Origin of the sequence: Geopsychrobacter electrodiphilus DSM 16401 (genome assembly GCF_000384395.1) — a bacterium.
GTDB classification, from domain to species: Bacteria; Desulfobacterota; Desulfuromonadia; order Desulfuromonadales; family Geopsychrobacteraceae; genus Geopsychrobacter; species Geopsychrobacter electrodiphilus.
Window position 1 is genome coordinate 519488 of record NZ_ARWE01000001.1, and the last position, 23692, is coordinate 543179.

Below are 23692 nucleotides of genomic sequence, written 5' to 3' on the forward strand. Positions count from 1 at the left end.
AACATGTGTTTAAGAAAGTAGGAATAAAAGTTGCCGTGATGGTCAATCTTGTGCTGCTGGTCGTTATGGCGGCGGGCACCTGGTACATTGTCGACCAGCAGGGGAAGAGTCTTGAAAGCCAACTGCTCGAACGGGGGCGGATTGAAGCATTGGTTGGTGCCAAATTGATCGGCAAAGTCATGGACGAAGCGATTGATAATGGAGTTTTCTCGGTCAAGGCGGCGTTTGATCAGGATTATGTACCGATTCCAGGATTTGAGCCTGCGAAGTATCACACCCAATACGATGCTTATCTGGATAAAGCGATCCTGGCGATGGAAGATGAGTTTTTGCAGGATGATTCAGTGGTTTTTGCAGTGGCCGTTGATGTAAATGGCTATTTGCCGACCCACAATACGCGCTATCAGAAGGCGATCACCGGTGACAAGCAGAAGGACCTGGTTGGCAACCGAACCAAGCGAATGTTCAACGATCCGGTTGGAATCAAGGCGGCTCGGAATCTGGAGCCTGTGCTGCAGCAGGTCTATAATCGCGATACAGGCGAGACCATGTGGGACATCTCGGCCCCGATTCGGGTCAAGGGGAAACACTGGGGCGGGTTTCGTATCGGATTTTCACTGGAAAAAACCCAGCAGGCCAAATCTGATCTGACTTTGACCCTGGGAGCGATCATGCTGGGGATTCTCCTGCTTTCTACGGTTTTGGTCTTTATTATCGTGAATGGAGCCCTGGCTCCTCTGACCCGTTTAACCCGTATTGCCGGTGACCTGGCTGATGGCCGGGTCGGTGAAAAGATTGAAAAATTGAGCCAGGACGAGATTGGGCAGCTCGCTGATGTGCTGGAGAGACTGCGCGTCAGTCTGAAAGCGGCGATGGAGCGTTTAACCCGCGTCAAATAGAAATGTTAAATACAGTTCGTCTGAAATAAAAACGAGCGGTCCTGCCATCAGCGGGGCCGCTCGTTTTTGATTAGATGCCTGCTCCTGTTTTTGTACCAGCCTTAGCCTAGATCCTGTCCCGTTGTGGTCGCGACAAGTTTGCCATGCTTGACCCCTTTGGTACCGATCAATTCATCGGCGATTCGTTTGACCTGATTTGCCTGGCCTTTGATGGCAACCACTTCAAGGCAGTGGTGGGCATCGAGGTGGATGTGCAGGGTTGAGAGAATCTCCCGGTGATGAGAGTGCTGGTGTTCCGTCAGTTTGTCAGCCAGATCGCGCGTATGATGATCGTAAACCAGGGTCACTGTGGCCACGGTTTCACGGGTCATGTCACCCCATTCCTGTTCGACCAGAGTACCGCGAATCAGATCACGAATTGCTTCGGAACGATTGCTGTACCCCTTGCTGTCTATCAGTTGGTCGAACTGCTCAAGCAGACGGGCATCGATCGAAATACCAAAGCGGGTGAGGTCGGCCATGTCGGCTCCTGTAAAAAGGTTGATTCTTGTTTCCTGTCCAATCTGTTTAACACAGCGGTGGGCGCGCGACAAGAATCTTTGTCTTTCCTTAAACTTAGGACCTCTCTTCACAGTTTACTCACAGGGAATCAACAATATATAGTAGGTGTCTTCCGAAAAAATCTCTAGATATTGTGTTTTACTTCTTTTATTTGAAATCTAAATCATGGTAGGTTTTTACCTGTTTCACGCTGGGAGGGGCTTTTTGTCTGGACTCTTCCCTTCCCTTGCTGCGTGCCCATTCTATTCACTAACCTGATCTCGAGATACTGTCACCTCTGGAGGGAGGACCATGATCGATTTTATCCGCAAACGCGACGGTCGGCTGGTTTCGTTCGAAGAAGTAAAAATCTCCCACGCCATCGTGAAAGCCGTTGAAGCGGTTGGCGGTGCCGATTTTGGCAAGGCGGCCGATATCGGGCGTCAGGTGTGCGGCATTCTGGGCGTGCTCTATAAGGATGGCCGGGTTCCGACCGTTGAAAACGTGCAGGATCTGGTTGAAAAAATCCTGATCGAAAATGGTCATGCCCAGACCGCCAAGGCTTATATCATTTACCGGAAGCAGCGTGAAGGACTGCGCGAAACGCGTGAGTTCATGAAGGAGTCGATCGAGGCAATCGACTCCTATCTGGTGCAGGAAGACTGGCGGGTGAATGAGAACGCGAACATGGGCTATTCGCTTCAGGGCCTCAATAATCATATCGCCTCCAACATCACCAGCAATTACTGGCTGAACAAGATCTATCCGCCGGATGTTGCTAAAGCGCATCGTGAAGGGGACTACCACATCCATGATCTGGGGATGCTCTCGGTCTATTGCTGTGGCTGGGATCTGAAAGACCTGCTGCTCAAAGGGTTCACCGGCGCGTATGGCAAGGTCCAGAGTGGCCCGGCGCGTCATTTCCGCACTGCGCTGGGGCAGGCGGTCAACTTCTTTTATACCTTGCAGGGCGAAGCCGCCGGGGCGCAGGCCTTCGCCAATTTTGATACCCTTCTCGCGCCCTTTATTGCTTTCGACAAGCTCGGTTTTGCCGAAGTCAAACAGTGCCTGCAGGAATTTGTGTTTAATATGAACGTGCCGACACGTGTCGGTTTTCAGACCCCCTTCACCAATATCACCATGGATATGGTGGTGCCGAAGAATATGGCCGGTGAAGCGGTTGTCCTGGGGGGGGAACTGCAAGATCGTACCTACGGTGAATTTCAGGAGGAGATGGATCTTCTGAATCGCGCCTTCTGCGAGGTGATGATGGCGGGGGATGCCTCTGGCCGTATCTTCTCCTTCCCGATTCCGACCTACAACATCACCGTCGGATTTAACTGGGACGACCCGCGATTCGAACCGATCTGGGAGATGACCGCCCGCTATGGTATCCCTTATTTCAGCAATTTTATTAACTCTGATATGGATCCCGAGGACGCGCGTTCGATGTGTTGCCGACTGCGGCTCGATAATCGTGAACTGCGGCGGCGTGGCGGCGGTTTGTTCGGTTCGAATCCGCTGACTGGATCCATCGGCGTCGTCACGATTAATCTGCCGCGTGCCGCTTACCTGACCGATAGCATGAGCGATTTTTTCGCCCGGATCGGGCGCCTGATGAAGCTGGCGTATGAATCTTTGGAGCTGAAACGCAAACAGCTCGAGCGGTTTACCGAAGAAGGCCTCTATCCCTACAGCAAGTTTTATTTAGGGGGGATTCGCGAGCGGACCGGCCGCTACTGGGATAATCACTTTTCGACCATCGGCCTGATCGGCATGAACGAAGCCTGTCTCAACCTGATCGGCGTCGGTATCGATAGCGCAGAAGGTGAGGCCCTGGCTAAGTCCACTCTTGAATTCATGCGCAAGCAGCTTGAGGCGTTTCAGGAGGAGACCGGGCATCTTTATAACCTGGAGGCGACTCCTGCCGAAGGGACCAGCTATCGCCTGGCCAGTGTTGATCGCAAACGTTTCCCTGACATTATCACCGCGGGGACCGAAGAACCATATTATACCAATTCGACTCAGTTGCCGGTCGGCTCAACCGACGATATTTTTTCTGCGTTGCAGCATCAGGATAGTCTGCAGACGCTGTATACCGGCGGTACGGTTTTTCACGGTTTTCTTGGGGAGCGCATCGAAGATTGGCGCGGCGCGCGACTGCTGGTGCGGCGTATTGCCGAAAATTTCCATCTGCCATATTTCACCCTGAGTCCAACCTTTACGATCTGCCCGGTGCATGGCTATATCGCCGGGGAACATTTCGCTTGCCCCCATCATCAGGATGGTCAGGCGGCCTGAGAATCCCTGAGATGTAACAGCTCATAAAATCAAGAGATTTATTCTCTTTCGACTCACACCTCAACCCTCAGCAATAGGGAGATACCCAGAATGTCAACCAAGTGCAGTTCAAAGACAGAAGTCTATTCGCGGGTCTGCGGTTTTTTTCGTCCGGTTCAGCAATGGAACCGCGGTAAAAAAGAAGAATTTCGCGAGCGCTCCGAATATGTTATCGCCAAGGAGCAGAAGGACTGAACGACTTGCAGATTAAAGGGTTTCAGGGGACCAGTCTGCTCGATTTTCCCGGAAGGATCTCTGCTCTGGTCTACACCGGAGGGTGCAACCTGCGGTGTGCTTTCTGCCATAACCCCGGCCTGGTCCTTGACCCTGACCAGTATCCTGATTTTCCTCTACCAGAACTGTATTCCGAGTTACAGAAGCGAAAGGTCTTTATCGATGGCGTCGTCGTATCGGGGGGCGAGCCGACCCTTGAGCGGGGGTTAAAAACGCTTTTGACCCGGATTAAGGAGTTGGGGTTGCAGGTTAAACTGGATACCAACGGTTTGCAGCCGAAAGTTCTGGCGGACCTGCTTGAGTGCGGCTTGCTTGATTATCTGGCAATCGATCTCAAAACCGCGCCGCGACGTTATTCCGAACTTCATTCTGCACCTGTAGATGTTGGAGCGCTGCTGGAGAGTTGTCAGTTGGCAATGACTTCAGCTCCCGAGTACGAGTTTCGCACGACCTGTGTCCCGGGTTTGGTGACTGACAGGGAAATTGTCGAGATGGGGGAAGTGATTCGGGGTGGCAGAAGCTGGGTGCTGCAGCAGTATGTCCCTCGTGCCCAGTTGCTGGGGAGGGCACCCGCGGAGGCTTATCCGATGGAGGTGTTCGAACATTTTCAAAAACTGGCGGCATCCTGTGTTGTTCAGGTCGTCGGGCGGGGGTGGTGATGGTGCGCGGCAAGGGCCCGGTGTTTAAAACAACAACCAGAGCAGAACACTGAAGCAGAGTGTGCCGACGACAGTCCCCGCCATGAGATACAGCAGGCCGTTGAGCGCGTTGGGATTTTTGTGCCGGGATGATGGTTGCATATTCAATCGGCCCTTTTTGGTGGAGCGGAAGTGGTCCCGTTGAGAGCCTGCAAAAGGGATACCGTCATTATTTGATGACGCCATCAAGCTGCAGAAATGCCATAAATACAGGTTGTTAAGGTTTTTAACCTGAGAAGTGGTTCGGCCATCACTCGCGAGGAGTGATGGCCGAAATCGTCATTTGGCGGATCAGGAATCGAGTTTGTGGCAAAATGTGCAGCGGAACTTGGGAGGGTGCTCTGCTGGAAATGGCATCTGGGTTGGGTTGTGACAATCCTGGCAGAATTTTTCAGCGGCTTTTTTGCCGGCCGGCCCATCCTTTTTGATCATGTCATAAAATTTCTGATGGGTATCGTCTTTGGGGATATGTTTCGTTGTCTCCGGGGGGGCCATCCACAGGATTGCCACGATAATCAGTCCACCGAGCAATACCAGAATGTCGCGTTTTTTCATGAAATCTCCTTGGGTCGTTGGGGCTGGTTGAAGTGGCTATTCTGCCCCAGGCGTTCCGTGGTGGTCAATCCGTCGGATGAATCTAATTATGTTTTTTCGGGTCAGATTTTACCTGAGTTAAGAGAGAAACCCTTAGCTGTGGGCAGGCTACTGATTATTCGGAGCGTATAAAGAGCAGGTAGATGAACAGGACGACCGAAGCGCCACCTCCTCCAACAAGAACCCAGACACCATCCCCTGAAAGTCCAGCGGTGCCGGTCCCCTGGGCCACGGCATAAGAGAGCGCGTAGATAAACCCGCCAATACCGATGATCAGGCCAGAAATGGCTTTCCAGCCGAGAAAATAAGTAATCGCGATGGCCAGCGCAAAGCCCGCCAGAACATACTGGTTCTGACCCAGATCGCCGATATTCCAGGCCGCCAGTTGTTGCATGATCCGGTCAGTGCGAAAGTTGGTCATCAGGTCAAGAAATTCCTGCCAGTTCATTTTCCCTCCCGCGCCGCAGTGTTATTGTCGCCAATGTTCGCCACTATGAACGCAATTCCGCCAGATTAACAGGTTTTTTCTTCAAGTTAAAGATGGAAGGGGGAGGAGCTAAATCTTGACTTCAAACACCGGCTTATCTACGATATTTCACTTATGCCATTTTGGGAGTCGGGCGAAAGATGAAATTCATATGAAGCAACAAGCCATCGGAGTGTTCGATTCCGGAGTCGGTGGACTGACTGTTTGTCGCGAGTTGGTTCGGCGCCTGCCTCAAGAAAGCTTCCTCTATCTTGGGGATACCGCGCGAGTTCCCTATGGGACCAAGAGCCCCGCGATGGTGACACAGTATGCTTTTGAAGCTGCAGAGTTTTTGTGTCGTCAGGGGATCAAGTTGCTGGTGGTGGCTTGCAATACCGCTTCGGCGGTGGCTTTGCCGCGGTTGCGTGAAGTTTTAAAGGTTCCGGTTGTCGGGGTGATTGAGCCGGGAGCACGTGCTGCCGTCGCCGGTGGAGGTCGGCGCGTCGGAGTGCTCGGCACTGAAGGAACCATCAATAGCCGTTCCTATGAACAGGCCCTGCATAAACTCGCGCCACAAATAGCCGTTTTTTCAGTAGCCTGCCCACTCTTTGTCCCATTGGCTGAGGAGGGTTGGGGAGACCATCTGGTCACCCGTCAGGTTGCAGAGGAATACCTTGCGCCACTCCTGGCGAAAAATATCGACACCCTGGTGCTAGGGTGCACGCATTACCCCCTGCTTGAGGCGGCTATCCGCGCCGCGGTTGGTCCGGATGTTTTGCTTGTGGACTCCGCGGCCTCAACGGCTCTTGAGGTCGCCGAACTGCTTCATAACGGGAGTATAGCTGCCGATCCGGGTTGCGGCGATCAACGTTTTTATGTAACTGATGTGCCTACCAGGTTCAAGCGGATCGGGAGTGGTTTTCTTGGGGCAGAGCTTCAATCTGTCGAACAGGTTCATATCGGTTGACAGGAATATGGTGAAATTTTCCCTGAATAAACAGCTCATTTTGATCGGCGCTCTTATCCTTGTACTGGTCCTCCTTTTGTTTGGGGTCTGGTCTGCGCGGGACAAGCAACCGGACGCGAAAGTTGTGCTTCCTCAACTCGAACCGCGTGATATTGTGCTTTATTTTGCTGATCCGACGGGGGTTGCACTCGTCTCTAAAGAACGCCAGATCCCCGGGTGTAACGATGAACGGCAATGTATCGCCCGCACCATTGAAGCCTTAACCAGAGGCTCCAAAGAATTGCCGGCGATTCTGCCACAAGGCACGCATGTAATTGGAGTAGAGATTGAAGGAGATCTGGCGCGCGTTAATTTTAGTCGTGACCTGGTCAACAAGCACCCCGGTGGGACCCTCTCAGAACTGTTGACGGTTTATGGGTTGGCAAATACCCTGACGGTCAATTTCCCCTCTTTGGAACGGTTGCAAATCCTGGTTGAGGGGCAGATTCAGGCGACATTGAAGGGACATGTCGACATCTCACGACCGATCAAGGCCGAATTTCGCTACAGCTATATCCCTGATACGCAGGAGAGTTATCCTGCTTCTGAAGGGGATAATTCGGCAGAGGCAGCAACGAAAAACTGAGGATCGATTACGTTTGGAGCGCGATGATTTATTGCGCCATATGACGGAATATGGTACTTGAGTTTTTTAAGAATTTTATGGGGACTGATATGATTGTTGGGTTCAATCACAATATTCTGTACCGAGGGGTGGGCTTTCATGTCCAGACCGAAGACGGTGGCCTCAAGAGCCCGAATCTGGTGACCCTGCTTTATCACGGTGGCACTATTATTACCTCCCAAAAGACCTCATACGCTGATATTCTCAGCGTTGATAACTTGAATCATGTGATCGAGGAGTTGGCCAAAGAACAGCACAAGGGAATGTTGCGCCGCTTGACCAAGGGAGAGTTCGATTCGCGTATTTGCGAATTTGACATTCGACTTGAGGGTGTTCAGACAGTTGAAAAAACTGAAACCTTGATCAAGGAGATCCTGACTCCCGCCCCGCTCGCCCCGTCCGTTTTGTCCGCTCCTCCGGAAACGGACGCTTCTGGACCTGAACCTTCTGAACCCGACCATGTGCCACAGCCTCTGGCTATCGAGCCCGCATTTGAACCGCTGAGTGCAGAAGATCGAAATGTTTTACCGAACCTCTCCGAGGCGCTTGACGACCTGATATTCTCCTATTTGACGGGGGGCGATGAAGCAAGATAGTCAGCCTTTTTCCGTTCATTCACTTCGCTATATCCTGCGAGGTGAAAGGGGGGTTTCGCTGGTCCTGGTTCTGGTCCTGATGGCGATTCTGGGGTTGTCGGCCGGAATCGCGGGGTCAACCTGGAGCAGTCTGACTCGCCGTGCGCGTGAAGCCGACCTTCTCTGGAAGGGTGGGCAGATCAGGACGGCGCTTGGTTCTTACTATGCCTCAACGCATGCTGAGGGTACGCCCAACATCTTCCCTTCAAAACTGGAATACCTGTTGAAAGATCCACGTTTTCTCGAAACAAAAAGGCATCTGCGCCAACTGTATCCCGATCCGATGACCGGTAAAGATTGGGTGTTGATTAAAGATGAGGGGGGGAGAATCAAGGGTGTGCGCTCCTCTCTGGCTGAAGAACCTTTCAAACAGGGCAATTTTTCCGAAGAGAATAAGAGCTTTGAAGGGCGTGGGCTGTACAGCGAATGGGAGTTTGTTTACATCCCCGAGCTCAAAACACCCACAACGACTCAGCCACCAGTTAAAAGCGAAGGGCAGTCATCGCCTGAATCTAACAAGCAGCAGGGCAACCCCGACCCACCTCAGAGTTGATTTCCCCGTTCTTGAGCTATAATGGTCCATTTTTCTGATCCGCTGTTGGCCGGGAGGGCCACCTGAATGTTTAAAAGTCTGATCAGTCGCATTATTCTCTTCAACGTTCTGTTGCTCGCCCTCGGGGTCGGGATCTTTACCCTGTTTCATCTCTATCGTGAACAGGGGCACCTGATCGGCGCGACCCGTAATCATGCCAACATGTTGCTCGGCACGATTGAGAAGTCTATCTTTAACTCAATGCGCCTGGGAAACACCTCCGAAGTTCAGGCAATTCTCGAAACTGTTGGACATGGGCACGGAATAACCGGGGTGCGTATTTTTAATTCTGAGGGGATTGTCCTTAAATCTGCAGATCCTGAAGAGATTGGTGCCCGTGTCAACAGCCAGGATCTCGAGTTGTTTAATAAAAATCTTACGGAAGGGTTTTTTCAGTTGCAGGGTGGCGCGCGCGTACTGGCCATGGTGCGCCCGATTGTCTCGGATGAACGTTGTTTCCGTTGCCATGGCGACGGGCGGCGGGTCATTGGCGTGCTCAATATGGATTTCTCCTTGTCCGAGATGAATCTTCAGTTGCGAGAAACCAGCCAGTTGTTTGTTGTTTCGACCCTGATCATCCTCGCTTTTCTGGCCGCCGGAGTTTCGGTCGTGATGAACAGATTCCTGCGCCGCCCTCTGGAGAAAATCACCCAGTGCATGGCGCAGGTTGAAGATGGCGATCTCACGGTACGCATGCAGTCCGTACAGGACGATGAAATCGGACAGCTGATGGATGGTTTTAATGCGATGGTCGGTAACCTTTCCCGTGCGCAGAATGAACTCGAAACCTATCATTATCAGCAGATGGAACGTGTTGATCGGCTTGCTTCGGTCGGAGAGATGGCCGCAGGTCTGGCTCACGAAATTAAGAACCCGCTGGCCGGGATCAGTGGCGCGATCAGCGTTTTGTCCGAAGATTATCCGGAAGGGGATCAGCGTCGTGAAATTATGCTGCAGATCCAGTCCCAGATCGGACGACTCGACAAAACGGTTAATGATCTACTCTATTTCGGTAAGCCCGGGAGTCCCGAGTTTTTATTTACCAATATCAACGACCTGATAAAGCAGACGTTCCTGTTCGTCGCGCAGCATCCGGAATCAAAAAATATCAACCGGGTTGAGGAGTTGACGCGGGATCTGCCTGCAGTCTGGATTGATCGGAAGCAGATTCAGCAGGTCATCCTCAATATTGCCCTGAATGCCGTACAGGCCATGACCGAAGGCGGCGTGCTGACAGTGGTGACAGACCAGCTGAGCCAGGAACGAAAAAACTGGGTCAGGATCCGCATCGCTGACACCGGGCCTGGTATCACACCTGAGGTCCGGGCTAAGATTTTTACTCCGTTTTTCACCACAAAGACCCAGGGCACCGGACTTGGCCTGCCAATTTGCCGGCAATTGATGGAGCAGAATGGCGGGAGTCTGGGGGTTGAAAGTGAGCTCAGCAAGGGTGCGGAGTTTACTTTGCTTTTGCCGGTGCTGGATGCTCGGCCCAGGTCGATATAGCCTTAAACGTACACATGTTCGCTGGTTGCTATGAGGAGTGCGCCCTTTATGAAAAATAAAATTCTGGTTGTCGATGACGAGCATCTCATCCGTTGGTCCCTTGAACAGAGTCTTAAAAAGCAGGGCTATGAGGTCAGTACTGCGGGTTCAGGGGAAGAGGCTCTGCGGTTAGTGCAGGAAGAGACCCCTGATCTGGTCCTGCTCGATATCCAGCTGCCGGGAATGAACGGGATGGAGGTCCTCGAAAAGATCAAGGAGCTCGAAGAAGACGTGATTGTTATCATGGTCACAGCTCTCGGGGTGCTCGAAACAGCGGTTAAGGCGATGCGGCTTGGTGCCTATGATTATATCAATAAGCCGTTTAACCTTGATGAGTTAGCTATTGTAATCAAGAAGGCTCTGGAGACCCATGAGCTCCGTCTGGAGGTCGCACAGTTGCGTGCCGTGCAGCCGAAGCGCTTCAGTATCTCCAGTATTATCGGCGCCAGTTCCGATCTGCAGCATGTATTGTCGATGGTGCGGAAAATTGCCTTGAGTGATGCCGGCACTGTCCTGATTCAGGGCGAAAGTGGCACCGGCAAGGAGTTGATCGCCAAGGCAATTCACTACGAAGGAGCTCGCGCCGATAAGCCGTTCATGGCGATCAACTGTGCCGCGGTCCCGGAAACGTTGCTGGAAAGCGAGCTGATGGGGCACGAAAAAGGCGCTTTTACCGATGCCAAGAGTCAGAAAAAAGGTCTTTTTGAGATGGCTCATGGTGGCACGGTTTTTCTGGATGAGATTGGCGACATGCCGATGGCGATTCAGGCCAAATTGCTGCGTGTTCTCGAAGATCGTACATTTCGGCGGGTCGGCGGCGTGCGAGACATTCATGTCGACATCCGGATTGTCTCGGCAACCAACTGTAACCTGCTCGAAGCGATCGAAGCGAAGGATTTTCGGAGTGATCTTTACTATCGCCTGCAGGTCATTCCGATCTTTCTGCCGCCCTTGCGCGAGCGGCGCGATGATATCCTGCTTCTTGCGCGTCACTTTATCTCAGGGTTTAATCGTGAATTCGGCAAAGATGTGAAGCGGATCTCACCTGAAGCAGAGGCCGTGCTCATTAAGTACGACTGGCCGGGGAATATCCGCGAATTACGCAATGTTATCGAGCGTGCGGTTATCCTTGAAAATGATGAAACGATGGAACTCTCGCACCTCCCCCGTGAGGTGGTCTCAAGAAGTCTCCCTGCCGGTGATGGTGGACCGCTTATCTTTAATCTCCCAACTGAGGGCATAGACATCGAAGATGTTGAGCGTGAATTGATAAAACAGGCGCTGGAGTCCTCCGATGGTAATCAGTCGAAAGCTGCGAAAAAATTGAATCTCGGTATCGATGCTTTTCGTTACCGAATGAAAAAATTTAAGTTTTTGTAAGTCTTTATAGCGATTATTGACTACTGCATACAAAGGCGCAAAAAAGCCGATGTTTTTTTGAAAACACCGGCTTTTTTGCGCCTTTGAGCTGTCTCTCAGGGTCGTCAATTTTGGCTGGTACCATCTTTGCACATAGCAGACGCCATATTGAATACATATGAGTGCCAAAGGCCAGTAAAGGCCCGCGACTCTTTATTTTCAGGAGGCATCACTATGACCCGGTCCCGTATCAATATCTGCCTGCTTGCGGTGATATCACTGTTGTTTGGAGTGATTTGGCAAGGAGCTGCTTATGCGGCAGCACCGACTTTGACAAATCTTGGGCAGATTGATCATACATTTCGTGAGGCCGCCGCTTTGGCTCTCGACGGAGCAGGCAACCTCTACGTGAGCGACATGCGGGTGCGGGCTGTTTACAAGTTTGATAAGTACGGCAAGCTGGCTGCAACCTTTCCGGTGCCGAATATTAAAGGGGAAGGGCTGGCGGTTGACGCGGGCGGGCATATTCTGGTCTCCGCCTCGTCCACGGCAACGGCAGCGGCCTACGGTGATTTTGCTGATAAGGTTTTGATTCTTGATTCGGATGGCGTACAGATCGGTGTTTTGGGTCAGGGGACTGGCGAGTTCAAGATGGCCGGTGATATCGATTTCGATGCTAACGGAAATATTTACGTAGCCGATCGTGGCGCCGGAATTATCAAGGTTTATCCTCCGACCTTCGGTGCTGGAGTGCAATTTGGCGCTCTCCATTTTGATGGCAGTATTGATCTGGCCGTTGATGCGCTAAACAACGAGATATATATCGCAAATTATAATTACGATGTGACGACAGGAGCGGGTCCTGCTCTCTATGCTTATGACGCTGGCGCAGTACAACTGAGAAGTATTCCCGCCGATACCGGATTCGGTGGCGACAGCTTGAGCCGTTTTGGAGCCATTGAGTTTGATAGCGCCGGGCGTTTTTATGTTTCCGATTTTACCCTGCACAGCATCCGGGTTCTCGATCGTCCGGCGACTCAGGTTTTAAAATACACCGATAATATTCATCAGACAGGGGCCATGGCTTTTGATGCCATTACCAATCGCCTGTTTGCCCTTGATTACAGCAGCAGGATCAACATCATCGGGATCGATGGTGGTTCCACTCCGCTTAAAGTCAATGCCCCGCCCAGCGTTCCGGTTTCGATTACGGTCGGAGAAGTCTCAAGTGCCACTCCCACCTTACGGTTCAACAACGCAATTGATGCTGACGGTGACCTGCTGAATTATGAGGTCAGGGTCGTTGATGCGGCAGGCGTTGTCGCTGCTGATTTTAATGTTGCTGAGGGTGCCGGGCAAACCAGCGCTCCAGTTAGTGTGGCTCTGGTTGAGAATGCGAGCTACACCTGGCAGGTTCAAGCGAGCGATGGTCAGGCGACCTCCGGGTGGTCTGCACCCATGTCGATCTATGTCAATGCTGTTCAGGAAGCTCCCACCGCGCCCGTTTTGACGACCTTCATTTCCGGGAATGTCGCCGGTAGCGATGCCGTGCTGACCTGGGATGCGTCTGTTGATGCTGATCCGTTCGCGACTATCTCCTACCGGGTTGAGGTCTCTGACGGGCTGAATCTGGTAGCCAGTGCTGATACGACCGCTACCAGCATCGCGGTTGCCACTTTTTCTGCCACCTTGAACCCCGATGTGACATACACCTGGAAAGTCCTGGCGGTCGACAATACGGCGCTAACGACGGCTTCTGCCAGTACGGGAAGTTTTGTTTATCAACCATCAGCGCTGCGGATTACCTCAACTGTTGATGGCGCGAAGGTCTACCTTGGTGGCCATCATGGCTACGCCGGGCGGTCTTTGGGTACAGCTCCGGTTGACGTTCGCGGCTTGCCCCAGGGTAATTATGCGGTTGTCGTTGAGGCTGCCGGCTTTGAGCCTTTTGTGCAGTCGGTTTTCCTCGCCAAAGATGCATCCCTAAACGTTCTTGCAGATTTAAGAAGTGCCAATCTGCCTGATGGTTTCGCTCAACATGATCTGAATGTTGGTGGTGTGCCCTTTCACGGAGCAGGCGTTGCCCCCATTGTTGCAGATATTGATCATGATGGAGTTTTAGATCTTCTGGTGGCTGACGGCGGCCATCTTAAATTTTATGGTGGAACGCTGGTTCAGAATCCGCAGGCAAATGACACGATTGAAGATTTAAGCCTTCCAGCCGCCGATCCTTCTGCTCCAGCAGCCTATCGCGTTGTTTTTAATCGCCCGGTACAGCAGCTTGCGTTACCGCTGATTGATGGTGCCGCGCCCTGCCTGGTCGATTGGAATAATGACGATAATTACGATCTATTGGTTGGCGCCTCTGATGGCTCGGTTAATTTGTTCCTTGGCCAGGGTGGTTTGACCTTTGCTGCTGAAGGGCAATGGTTGGTGACCACAACCTCGAGGGCTATTCCCGCCGTCGCCGATTTTGACGGCGATGGTGACAAGGACCTGATTGTCGGTTCAGGGAATGACCTTTTGCTCTTCGAAAATGTGGGCACCGATGCCGCACCGAGCCTTAATACCCAAAAAGTTTTAGCCACATTGACCGCTCCAGTCGTTCCCCTGTTTGTTGATTGGAATGCAGATGGATTACGTGAGCTCATGCTGCTGAGCCAGGGCGAAATGTTCTCCGCCGAGCTACAGAACGGTCTGGTGACGGCGCTCAAGTCTACGGGACTGAGTGTTGCTGGTGCCGAGAGCGTTTTTGCGCTGAACTTTGCCGATCGCAATTATAACGATCTGGTCTTCGGTACCTCAGCAGGTGCACTTGTCGTCGCCAACGGACAACAGGGGGCAACCGCTCCTGCCTTTATGTCCGCTCTTTTGGTTAAGCTGGCTGAAATCGAGCAGCTTGTTCTTTCCCAGGCTCCTGCCCAGGGCGTTCGGGTTGAGGCCTTAAGGCGTCTCGTATCGGCGGCCGATTATGGCATGGCTCTGCCCAAATCAATTAAACTTGTCAGCTCTTTAAAGTATGGAACACCCGCATGGGTTTCTGCTGTTGAGTTTATCGGAATGCTTGATCCCGCAGCCGCGCAAGCCGTTTCTGCCACCGCCGCTTTAAAGGCAGTTGCTGATGACGCGCGTCTCCATCAGAACTCCGACGAGAAATCAGACGACAAGTCTGATAACAAGTCTGACCATGAAGACTGAAATAACTATGTATGATTTTTGCGCGATAAAGGAAGAGTCGATGGAAAAGGTTCAGAGAATGATGAAGCAAATTCTTTTCATAGCGGTAGGCCTGGTTCTTTCAGCGGGCCCTGCGTTTGCGGGGATCGCCAATACGCCGCACAATTTGTCGACTTCTCAGCCGGACCCTACGCTTAAATTCGCTTATTCTGCGACCAATGAAGATGAAATCTGTGTCTTCTGCCACACGCCGCATGGCGGGACGCTTGATGCCCCGTTATGGAACCGCAACATGCCAGCCGCCGGCGGGTATACGCAGTATACCAGCGCGGCCTTGACCAAAGCCGGCATCGCGACCGTTCGTAACGTCAACCCTGAATCTCTGGTCTGCCTTTCCTGCCACGACGGAAGTTTGACCGTAGGTGACATCATTAACCCCTCAGGTGCCGCTCCGGACAATACCAATGCGGTGTTAAATAAAATCGTTCCCGGGTTTGGTGGAAATCCTGGTCCGCGTATCGGGGGCTCACGCTCAAATACGACGGACACCATCGACCTCAGTGACGATCACCCAATTTCATTTAGCTATACCGCTGTTGATTCGGCCAATCCCGGGACATTGAATCCGGTTGCAGGGGTCGAGGCCTTGGGGTTAACGCTGTATGGTGCGGGCAAAAATGTCGAATGTTCGACTTGTCATGACCCTCATGTCGATTATTTGGCTAACCCTGCATTGAAACCATTTCTTGCCATGTCCAATGCAAGCAGCGCCATGTGTTTAGCCTGCCATATTAAATGATCGTTTAATTTTTAATATTTAAGATCTTGCCCGTTTGGTTTGATTTCTTGGGAGTGAGCTGATGAAACTGAAGAATATGGTAACGCTACTGGTCCTTGCAGTGTTGATGGTTGCCCCGAAAATTGCCGTCGCACGATATGTCCACGATATAAAGTGTGACTATTGCCATAAACCCAGCGCGGTACTTAATGATGTGGCAACCAACGTGTGTCTGGATTGTCACGCTACCGGGAAAGGGCTCGACCCCTACAACCTCGTACGGACCGCCCCGGGGACCATTTCAGTCGGAACGGCTGTCTTTGCGGTCGGTGATGCCAGTAATGCCATGGGGCATGGCGCCGGTCCTGTGGACCAGACCTCCCACAACTGGGGGGCGTCAGATACAAACGCGGCGGCCGGTGCATCAGCCCCAGCGAACCCCTTGTTTTATGGCCGTTCCAATTATGCCGGGGCAAACGTTTCCTGTGCCCGCTGCCATGATCCGCACGGTTCCAAGGATGACGTCGGAGTCGCAAATCCGTTATTGCTGAAACTGGGTGCCAACAGTCAGGACGCAATGTGTCTTGATTGTCACCGGACCTGGAATAAAGACAGCGCTACCAACCCCAACGCCTGGTTGACCCACCCATTGGAGGCAAATTATGCCTCCTATGTTGATAACGTTAAATTCAAGCCTTTTACCCCTGACGGTGGCATGACCCTCAACGCTACTGGGGGCATGTCCTGCACCACCTGTCACGGCACCCATTATACCGATTCTGACGCGTCAACACCTGACGGCCCGGGCCTTGCCCTCAATCCAAACGGGTTCAGTAACGGGCGCATGCTCAAGGGGAACGGGAGCCTCAGCACCAACAAAAGCAGCCTCTGTCAAAGTTGTCACCTGTACAAGAGTCACGGGCCCACCGCCAAGGTTGGATGCCTCGATTGCCACAGCGGTCACTCCTATGATCCCGCCAATCCCAGTCTGCCCAACTATTTCGTTCTGCGTTCCTCCATCAATAACGTCGATCTGCCGGCTGGCAGCCCCGCCGGGGTAGGCACCGGTAATGTGACCGGTTTAAATTATAAGACCGCGACTGCCGACTGGTTCAACGCCGGCGGGACCGGTTATTGTCAGAACTGTCACACTATCCCCGTCGACGGTTCCGGTAATCATAACGGCCTGGCGTCCGGCGGTGCAGCTCAATGCTCTACCTGCCATGGTCACGCTAACACCAATGGAAGTTTTGGCGGATCCTGTAACACCTGCCACGGTTACGCTCCCAGCACAAACACCCCCGGCGGACCTACCGGTTATGCAGTTAACGGCGCCAACAACTACTCCCTCGCCGGTGCTGCTGTCTTCAAGGATGAGAGCAAAACCCCGCACGCCGCCCACGCAAGTGCTGGTGGGTACGGTTTCAGTTGTGACAAGTGTCACCCGGCCGGGTCTGCAACCGCCAGCCATGCCGGTCACAATTCCGGCAGCTTTCAAGAAGTCGATTTTGGGACCACCGCCGGTCTCGCCCGGACCAAAGGCATGGTGCCTGTCTATAACCCGGCCGGAACTGTTGGTACCGACAAGGGGACCTGCTCGGCCGTTTATTGTCACAGTAACGGTGGTGCCCGTGCCCTGGCGCCGAAGGCAGCAAATCCAGGTGCCTGGCAGAATGGAAGTACGACCTACGCCATTGCTCCGACCGCGTGTAACGCTTGTCATGGTAACGATGCAACCACGATGGGTGCTGCCGATAAGGCCAACTCACCCACCCACCTCAAGCACCTAGCCAAGGGCTACTCCTGCTCCGTGTGTCACAAGGCGACCGCCGACAGCGCGACGGCTCTTGCTGCCGGCGCAATCGGTGGCACGCACGTCAACGGCACCGCTGACGTAGTTTTTGACGGTACCAGCTTTACCCAGCTTAATACTGTGCCTGGTGTCTACGGCACTGACGGCACCTGTCAGAATCTCTACTGCCACTCCGCCGGCCCAAGTGCCACGGTCGGTGTTATCCCTGATTGGGATCTTTCAGCCACCGGCGCTTGCGGGACCTGTCACCAGGTCAACGCGACCGGCGATACCGGCGCTGCCCTTTCGGGGGCCCATAATACCCACGTGTTCAGCGCAAACGGGCCGAAGCTGGCCTGTACCACTTGCCATACCAATAACGGCAGCGGAGCTGATCATGTTAACGGCTTTGTAAGCACCGTCGCTAACCTGCAGACGGTTGTCTGCGATACCTGTCACGGTGCCACTGCTGCAGGAACCGGCGTGGATGCTGAGCCGGTATGGATCACCCCGGCCAGTGTCACTTGCCGTACCTGTCACCAGGGGACCCTGGCCAATTTCGCTATAATTGGTGGGCCGGTTGCACCCTCCAAGGATTCGTTTGACACCACAGGTCATGGTAAGGCTGGTCTGACCGGCGCGCCTGACTGTACCGGTTGTCACGACACCACCTTGGGCAAGCACTTTGATGGCATCTCCGGCGATCCACAGTTGACAGGAGGCGCGGTTGCAAACACCGCTTTTTGCCAGACCTGTCACACGAGTTCTGTCCACTATGCCAATACCAGGACTGCGGGTGGGACATCCAATGATGGTGTGGATTGCGCTACCTGTCATAATCCGCATGGTGACGGGATGGGAACCAACAGCGATGCCATGATTCTCGGCACCATTGCTGGCCACACGGTGAATAATTTCACCGATAAAACCGCCCGCGCCAGCTATTGGCAGGCTGATAACACCGGCGTCTGCCAGGTTTGTCATGACCCGAGTGAGGTCATTCACTTCAACCGGACGACCAACGAAAATGGAACGCACTTCGCCACCAGTGGCGTCTGCACCACCTGTCACAAGCATACGGATACGCCGATCTTCAAGCCCAATGCCAACAGTTGTGGCGCCTGTCATGACGCCCTGATGGCGACTGCGCCGCACTCTAAGCACGTCAACAAGCTTGGCGGCATCATCGAGACCGATCGTTCCGATTGCGTGTCCTGTCACGGTGCAGCGGTGAACAGCTACACCAACAGCGGTGGAGATATCAACCACCAGAACGGCGTCGTCAACTTCGCTACCGGGATAGCCGATGCCGGCAGCGGCTTGAACGTTTCCTGCTCTGCTGCGTGTCACAGCACCGTTACTGGTAAGGCCGCTCTCTGGTCAGATGCTTCTCTGGCCTGTACCGCCTGTCACGGCAACCCGCCGGCCGACGGTGGTGGAGACAGCCTGGCCCACAGCCGTCATATTGCCGCCGGACTGACCTGTGCTACCTGCCACGTTACAACGCCGGTCGATACCAGCCATATCACCAATACTGCCGGCGCTACCGATCTCGCGGTCCTGCAGAACATGGCCCAGGCTCTTCCCGCTGAGGCTAACGTCGTTGTTTCTACCTGGGACAACGTCAACAACACCTGCGCCAATGCGGCCTGTCACAACCCATCCGCTGATACCCATCTGGCCGATTGGGATACCAGCATCTCCAGCTGTACCCTTTGCCATGGTGACAATGCGGTTTCGCCTGCCACAACCGGAATGGTAAGTGGCAGCCACCGTCAGCATCTGGATAATGCCACCACGTTCGGTAACAACCGGACTTGTACAGATTGTCATGCGGATCCCGCCGGGAATACTGCGCATCGCAACGGAACTCTTGAGGTTCTGCCTGGGCTGACTTACAACGGCGAAGTTGCAATTCCGAGTGTGGGTGTCGGCAACTGCTCGACTTCGCAATGCCATTCCAGCAATAATAAAGGGACCTCACCCTTCTTTACTTACGCGCCTTCACCGACCTGGGGAGATAACACCGCGGCAGACAAATGTATTCTTTGTCATGCCAAGCCTCCGGTCAATGGTGATCACCAGGCTCACTGGGATGCAACCCGGCAGGCTAACGGAATGACTTGCCAGAGCTGCCATAACGGCACTGCAACCCCTGGCTTTACCATCGTTACCGGTGGCGGTAGCCACCTCAATGCCATCCCTAATGTCTCCGGATTTAACGATGTTAGCCCCGGCGGCAGCTACAACGGAACCGCCGTGACCATGACCTACACCATGGGCACGACCGGCCCTTCAAACTGCACGGCAAGTTGTCACAGTGATAAGGTTTCGCCTCGTGACTGGGCAGTTGCAAGCTCTTGTGATGCCTGTCACTCGAACCTTACAGCTGACCCGACCCATGCCAAGCACATAGATATCGCCGCAGGTATTCAGGCCGATCGCAGTGAATGTGTGCTTTGCCATGGCGCCCAGGTTAATAGTTATGCCTTGACCGGCGGCGGTGATGTGAAGCACGGCAATGGCACCGTTGATTTTGCTGCCGGCATCGCCGACGGTGGAGTCTCACCCAACCAAACCTGTACCGCCGCCTGCCATGGCTCGTCCGCTGCGGACGGGTTCTGGGGTGATACGGCGCTGAACTGTACCGCTTGCCATAACAATGGAACCAATGACAATAACATCGCCAATGCCGCACCGTTGACCGGTTCCCATCTCAAGCACGTCACGACTCAGGGTATGCAGTGCGCCGATTGTCATGGGACGCTTCCGGTTGATACCTCGCATATCAGTGGTTTGAACGCGACTGGAGCCATTTCGGCGACCGATGGTGCCAAGCTGACGGACAAGGCGACACCGATCGCCGATAACGCTACCGTCAATGACAGCCCCTTCGATAACGTTGGCAACACCTTTGACGATGTCAACAACACCTGCTCCAATACCTACTGCCACGATCCTTCCAACGCGGGCAAACTGGTGACCTGGGGCGTCGATACCGCATCCTGTACCCTCTGCCACGGTGATGGTCAGGGCGCAACCCAGATGGCGACCGGCACCCACGCCAACCATCTGAACGCCACGGCGACCTTTGGTCTTACCATCACCTGTACCAAGTGCCATCCGGACAATACCGGGAATAATGGACACTTTATCAAGACCACTGGTCCAACTACGGTTAAACAGGCGGTTCAGTTCGGCGGAACCGTTATCACCGGTGCCCAGACGAGCCCGGTTGTTAACGGCCTTTATTCCGGCGAGGTCGCGCTTCCCAATACCGCTTACGGAAGTTGCGGAACTACGGCCTGCCATAATAACGGTCAGGGCGGGGCCCCGAACAACAGCACTTACACCTGGGGTACCACCAATATCCAGAACTGTCTGCTTTGCCACAACAATATGCCGACCACAGGCGGCCATGCGACCCACCTTGATGGCAACATCAAGTACGGTCCATTTGCGAAGACTGGTGGCAGCACGAACTGTGGTCTCTGCCACGCTGCTAATGCCAACAACACCAGCATGGCTGGTCAGCCAACCCATATCAACGGCACCATCTCCTTTACAGGTGCTAAAGAAGTGACCAGCGGAGCAATCAGTGGTAACACCACCGTCACTGCCTGTGACCTCTGTCACGGTGGTGCGGCTGCGGTTAATCTCGCGGTAACCGGCGCCAAGGCGGTCTGGTCAGCGGGTGGTCCGGTCGCCTGTGAAAGCTGTCATGGTGATTATGCCCAGGCCAATGTTTCCGGTGCGCTCGCGCCGGTACGCGCCGGGGCAGCTTATGACACTAATGGCCATGGCAAGCCCGGTGTGGCCAAGGCCTGCGTTGATTGCCACAACCATGCCGGTGATCACATCGGTTACACGACCAAACGCTTGAACCTGATCAGTGGCAAGGACTTTAACCTGGTCCCGAACGACTTCTGTAATGCCTGCCATACCACGCTGACAAACTCGGCGGTGCATAATGCCAATGGCGCCTCCGGGACCAGTAACGATGCGTTGCTCTGCGTCACCTGTCATGACCAGCATGGTCAGAATGGTGGACAGGATGCCATGATCGCCTCGACGATTCAGACCCACACGGTCAGCGGCTTCACCTCACGCAGCGCCAGGGCCAGTTATGCCAACGCCGGCAATACCGGAGTCTGTCAGGTTTGCCATGATCCCAATGACCCGACGGCAACGGATGGCCTGATCAAGCACTTTAACCGCACTTCGGGCGCTGCCGAACTGGCAACTCACAACGCCGGCACCAACTGCACCGTCTGCCACAGCCACACCAGCAGCCCGATTTTCAAACCGAGCGGTTGCAACGGCTGTCATGGTGGCGGTACCGTCGGCAGCTTCGCCAGCAACTACTGGCCGGATGGCAACGATGGCGCCGCCGGTCCGAATGATGCCGGTCGCCACCTTACTCATATGAATAACCTCGCCCAGCGGGTCTACGGCATGACCGCCGTTCAGCTGCTTAGCCAGCCGACCGCCGATGCCGCCCAGAAAGCACTGTGCGAGTACTGCCATGCCGCGCTCACCAATGATAGCGACCATGGTAACAACGCCAACCTGCCAGCCGAGGTCTTTGTCGATAAAGACGGGATCCGTCACGCCAAGAGTCTGTGGGGTGCGGCAGACCCTGATGCAACATATACCGCCGGTAGCTGCTCGAATGTCGATTGTCACAACAGCAAGGTCACCGGTACCGGGACTTTCGGCTGGAAAGACGCTGGCACAACTACCTGTACCATGTGCCATACCCCAGGTGCCGCCGGTGCGAACCCGACCACCGGGTTGCATACCGTTACTCAAGCTGGTGTTACGGTCCACGACGCAACCCTCGGAGCCGGCTGTACTGAATGCCATAATGCGCTGCCAGCAATTGGCAACACCGCTGCATCTACCCACATCAACGGCAGCTTCTCGGTTGACTCTGCCGTCAACACTGCTGCCGAGCGTGGCATTAGCGTCGCTGGCAATATCACCTCTTTCACCGAAGCAGCCGTCGGTACCAGCGACTCCTGCGCCTCCAACTGTCACAGTGACGCAGGCAACTGGCAGCGTCTCTGGAGCACCGCCGCTGATTCTACCGCTACGGCCCTGGGCTCGGCCCGTTGTGATGTCTGTCACGGGCAGTTGAATAACTGGCGCGGCGGCATGAGCGTCAACCACAATCTCCCTAAAATAAATGACGGGACCCACACCGATTGTACCCAGTGTCACGTCGCGCCGAATGCGCCGTACAGTTTCGCTACCATGCATGAAAACGGTACGGTTGAAATCAACAACAACTCCGCGATGAGCTACAACACCACCGCCGGCACCTGTTCCGTGGTCGCTTGTCACGGGTCAGTAACCCCGACCCGTGGTCCGGGCGCTTCGACCATCTTCACCGAGAACCTGCTGAATGGCCCGGGTGCCAGCTGTAACTCCTGCCACCTGGCAACCGGTGGTAGTAACAACACCAATACGGTTGGGGGATATACCTTTAAAAACCGCATCGGTGCTCACGCCAAGCACGTGCTGTCGGCTGCGACGGCTTACGGCAGCACGGCGACCTCTACCAGCGCCGGCAGCTATAACTATGGTTGCGGTGTTTGTCACCCAACCAACGAAGGTGCCAATCACCAGGACGGGATCGTCGAACTGCTGCTCGATCCGACCTCCGCTCCTGGGACTATCAAAGCGCTGAATGGCGCAGCTGCCGCCTACAATGGCAGCACATGTACCGCGGTCTATTGCCACGGTGATGGCGTCACGCCCGGCACCAGTCCGAACTTCCTGACCGGTGCCTTCACCAACCCCAACGGTGATTACTGTCAGAACTGTCACGGCAACCAGCCGACCACCAGCAGTCATGCCAAGCACGTTGTCGGTATCCACTACGATGATATCTATACCGGAACCTCAGGGCTGCTGGTTGATGGTGCCGCCAGCAACGCGGGTCACGGCGATGTAACGACCGCGATCTCTATCACTTGCGCACTTTGCCATAACGCCACAGTTAACAACTGGTACAATGGCAACAACACCGCCTGCGTCAGCTGCCACGGGACCTTAGGGGCTGCCTCCAATAAAACGGTGCTCGCTTCTACCGACCTTGACAAGACCCTGCACGTTAACGGGGTCAAGGACGTGGTCTTCGCTCCGGTCGATCCGATCCGCTCCAAGGCCCAGATCCGCGAACTGACTCCGGGTGAGCCCGAGTTGAACAATAACTGGCAGCGTCTCAACGGTTACAAGGTGGGTGCCACTTCGCACGATGAGACCAAGGTCGCTGCGCCGCTCACCGCGGCCAACTGGAATGGCACCACCAAAAACTGTACCGTCGCCTGTCACAACGGCAACGTTGCAACCTGGGGCACGACAAATGTCAGCTGTAACGCTTGTCACACCCAGCTTCCCAAGTAAG

Annotated in this window: 15 protein-coding genes and 1 pseudogene; 13 read left to right on the forward strand and 3 right to left on the reverse strand. The window is 54.2% G+C overall.

Annotated features, from left to right (window positions below; translation table 11 throughout):
* The first annotated feature begins 5 nt into the window (after window positions 1–5).
* Window positions 6–899, forward strand: a complete 894-nt coding sequence (locus D888_RS0102440) for a HAMP domain-containing protein (protein ID WP_020674934.1) — start codon at window positions 6–8, stop codon at window positions 897–899.
* A gap of 101 nt (window positions 900–1000) precedes the next feature.
* Here D888_RS0102440 and nikR read toward each other — a convergent pair whose 3' ends face one another.
* A complete protein-coding gene (gene nikR, locus D888_RS0102445; protein WP_020674935.1) occupies window positions 1001–1420 on the reverse strand; it encodes a nickel-responsive transcriptional regulator NikR in 420 nt (139 codons plus the stop codon).
* A 331-nt stretch (window positions 1421–1751) separates the two neighbouring features.
* Here nikR and D888_RS0102450 point away from each other — a divergent pair, with 331 nt between their 5' ends.
* The 3 genes and pseudogenes from D888_RS0102450 (at window position 1752) to D888_RS0102460 (ending at window position 4672) form a co-directional block, all read left to right on the forward strand.
* Window positions 1752–3740, forward strand: coding sequence for a ribonucleoside triphosphate reductase (locus D888_RS0102450; RefSeq protein ID WP_020674936.1), 1989 nt, complete (start codon window positions 1752–1754; stop codon window positions 3738–3740).
* A gap of 99 nt (window positions 3741–3839) precedes the next feature.
* Window positions 3840–3974: pseudogene (gene nrdD / locus D888_RS23880) on the forward strand (anaerobic ribonucleoside-triphosphate reductase); the annotation flags it as partial.
* A 5-nt stretch (window positions 3975–3979) separates the two neighbouring features.
* Window positions 3980–4672, forward strand: coding sequence for an anaerobic ribonucleoside-triphosphate reductase activating protein (locus D888_RS0102460; RefSeq protein WP_020674938.1), 693 nt, complete (start codon window positions 3980–3982; stop codon window positions 4670–4672).
* 330 nt (window positions 4673–5002) lie between these two features.
* Here D888_RS0102460 and D888_RS0102465 read toward each other — a convergent pair whose 3' ends face one another.
* Together D888_RS0102465 and D888_RS0102470 are read right to left on the reverse strand one after the other, a co-directional pair.
* Window positions 5003–5266 (reverse strand): hypothetical protein, encoded by a 264-nt coding sequence (locus tag D888_RS0102465; RefSeq protein ID WP_020674939.1) that lies wholly within the window; start codon window positions 5264–5266, stop codon window positions 5003–5005.
* A 154-nt stretch (window positions 5267–5420) separates the two neighbouring features.
* Entirely contained in the window at window positions 5421–5753 is a 333-nt protein-coding gene (locus D888_RS0102470; RefSeq protein ID WP_020674940.1) for a hypothetical protein, read from the reverse strand.
* Between the two features lie 190 nt (window positions 5754–5943).
* Here D888_RS0102470 and murI point away from each other — a divergent pair, with 190 nt between their 5' ends.
* The 9 genes from murI (at window position 5944) to D888_RS0102515 (ending at window position 23691) form a co-directional block, all read left to right on the forward strand.
* The gene (gene murI, locus D888_RS0102475; protein WP_020674941.1) at window positions 5944–6738 is read left to right on the forward strand and encodes a glutamate racemase; all 795 of its coding nucleotides are present in this window, start codon (window positions 5944–5946) and stop codon (window positions 6736–6738) included.
* A gap of 7 nt (window positions 6739–6745) precedes the next feature.
* A complete protein-coding gene (locus D888_RS0102480; protein WP_020674942.1) occupies window positions 6746–7363 on the forward strand; it encodes a GerMN domain-containing protein in 618 nt (205 codons plus the stop codon).
* A gap of 89 nt (window positions 7364–7452) precedes the next feature.
* Window positions 7453–7998, forward strand: coding sequence for a RomY N-terminal domain-containing regulatory protein (locus tag D888_RS22810; RefSeq protein WP_156826926.1), 546 nt, complete (start codon window positions 7453–7455; stop codon window positions 7996–7998).
* Window positions 7985–8590: a type II secretion system protein gene (locus D888_RS20485; RefSeq protein ID WP_020674944.1), complete on the forward strand. Its 606-nt coding sequence runs from the start codon at window positions 7985–7987 to the stop codon at window positions 8588–8590. The genes D888_RS22810 and D888_RS20485 overlap by 14 nt, the downstream gene beginning before the upstream one ends.
* Before the next feature lie 66 nt (window positions 8591–8656).
* Window positions 8657–10135, forward strand: coding sequence for a sensor histidine kinase (locus D888_RS0102495; protein ID WP_020674945.1), 1479 nt, complete (start codon window positions 8657–8659; stop codon window positions 10133–10135).
* A gap of 48 nt (window positions 10136–10183) precedes the next feature.
* Complete coding sequence (locus D888_RS0102500; RefSeq protein ID WP_020674946.1) at window positions 10184–11554, forward strand: sigma-54-dependent transcriptional regulator; 1371 nt, start codon at window positions 10184–10186, stop codon at window positions 11552–11554.
* Between the two features lie 213 nt (window positions 11555–11767).
* Window positions 11768–14731 (forward strand): FG-GAP-like repeat-containing protein, encoded by a 2964-nt coding sequence (locus D888_RS0102505; RefSeq protein WP_020674947.1) that lies wholly within the window; start codon window positions 11768–11770, stop codon window positions 14729–14731.
* A gap of 58 nt (window positions 14732–14789) precedes the next feature.
* A complete protein-coding gene (locus D888_RS0102510; protein ID WP_169513261.1) occupies window positions 14790–15509 on the forward strand; it encodes a cytochrome c3 family protein in 720 nt (239 codons plus the stop codon).
* A 61-nt stretch (window positions 15510–15570) separates the two neighbouring features.
* Entirely contained in the window at window positions 15571–23691 is an 8121-nt protein-coding gene (locus tag D888_RS0102515; RefSeq protein WP_020674949.1) for a CxxxxCH/CxxCH domain c-type cytochrome, read from the forward strand.
* Window position 23692 lies beyond the last annotated feature (1 nt).

What these genes read in the sequence shown, in the direction of transcription:
- nikR (WP_020674935.1), bottom strand. Translation starts at nt 1,420, where the DNA reads ATGGCCGACCTCACCCGCTTTGGTATTTCGATCGATGCCCGTCTGCTT.
- D888_RS0102450 (WP_020674936.1), top strand. Translation starts at nt 1,752, where the DNA reads ATGATCGATTTTATCCGCAAACGCGACGGTCGGCTGGTTTCGTTCGAA.
- D888_RS0102465 (WP_020674939.1), bottom strand. Translation starts at nt 5,266, where the DNA reads ATGAAAAAACGCGACATTCTGGTATTGCTCGGTGGACTGATTATCGTG.
- D888_RS0102470 (WP_020674940.1), bottom strand. Translation starts at nt 5,753, where the DNA reads ATGAACTGGCAGGAATTTCTTGACCTGATGACCAACTTTCGCACTGAC.
- murI (WP_020674941.1), top strand. Translation starts at nt 5,944, where the DNA reads ATGAAGCAACAAGCCATCGGAGTGTTCGATTCCGGAGTCGGTGGACTG.
- D888_RS0102480 (WP_020674942.1), top strand. Translation starts at nt 6,746, where the DNA reads ATGGTGAAATTTTCCCTGAATAAACAGCTCATTTTGATCGGCGCTCTT.
- D888_RS22810 (WP_156826926.1), top strand. Translation starts at nt 7,453, where the DNA reads ATGATTGTTGGGTTCAATCACAATATTCTGTACCGAGGGGTGGGCTTT.
- D888_RS20485 (WP_020674944.1), top strand. Translation starts at nt 7,985, where the DNA reads ATGAAGCAAGATAGTCAGCCTTTTTCCGTTCATTCACTTCGCTATATC.
- D888_RS0102495 (WP_020674945.1), top strand. Translation starts at nt 8,657, where the DNA reads ATGTTTAAAAGTCTGATCAGTCGCATTATTCTCTTCAACGTTCTGTTG.
- D888_RS0102500 (WP_020674946.1), top strand. Translation starts at nt 10,184, where the DNA reads ATGAAAAATAAAATTCTGGTTGTCGATGACGAGCATCTCATCCGTTGG.
- D888_RS0102505 (WP_020674947.1), top strand. Translation starts at nt 11,768, where the DNA reads ATGACCCGGTCCCGTATCAATATCTGCCTGCTTGCGGTGATATCACTG.
- D888_RS0102510 (WP_169513261.1), top strand. Translation starts at nt 14,790, where the DNA reads ATGATGAAGCAAATTCTTTTCATAGCGGTAGGCCTGGTTCTTTCAGCG.
- D888_RS0102515 (WP_020674949.1), top strand. Translation starts at nt 15,571, where the DNA reads ATGAAACTGAAGAATATGGTAACGCTACTGGTCCTTGCAGTGTTGATG.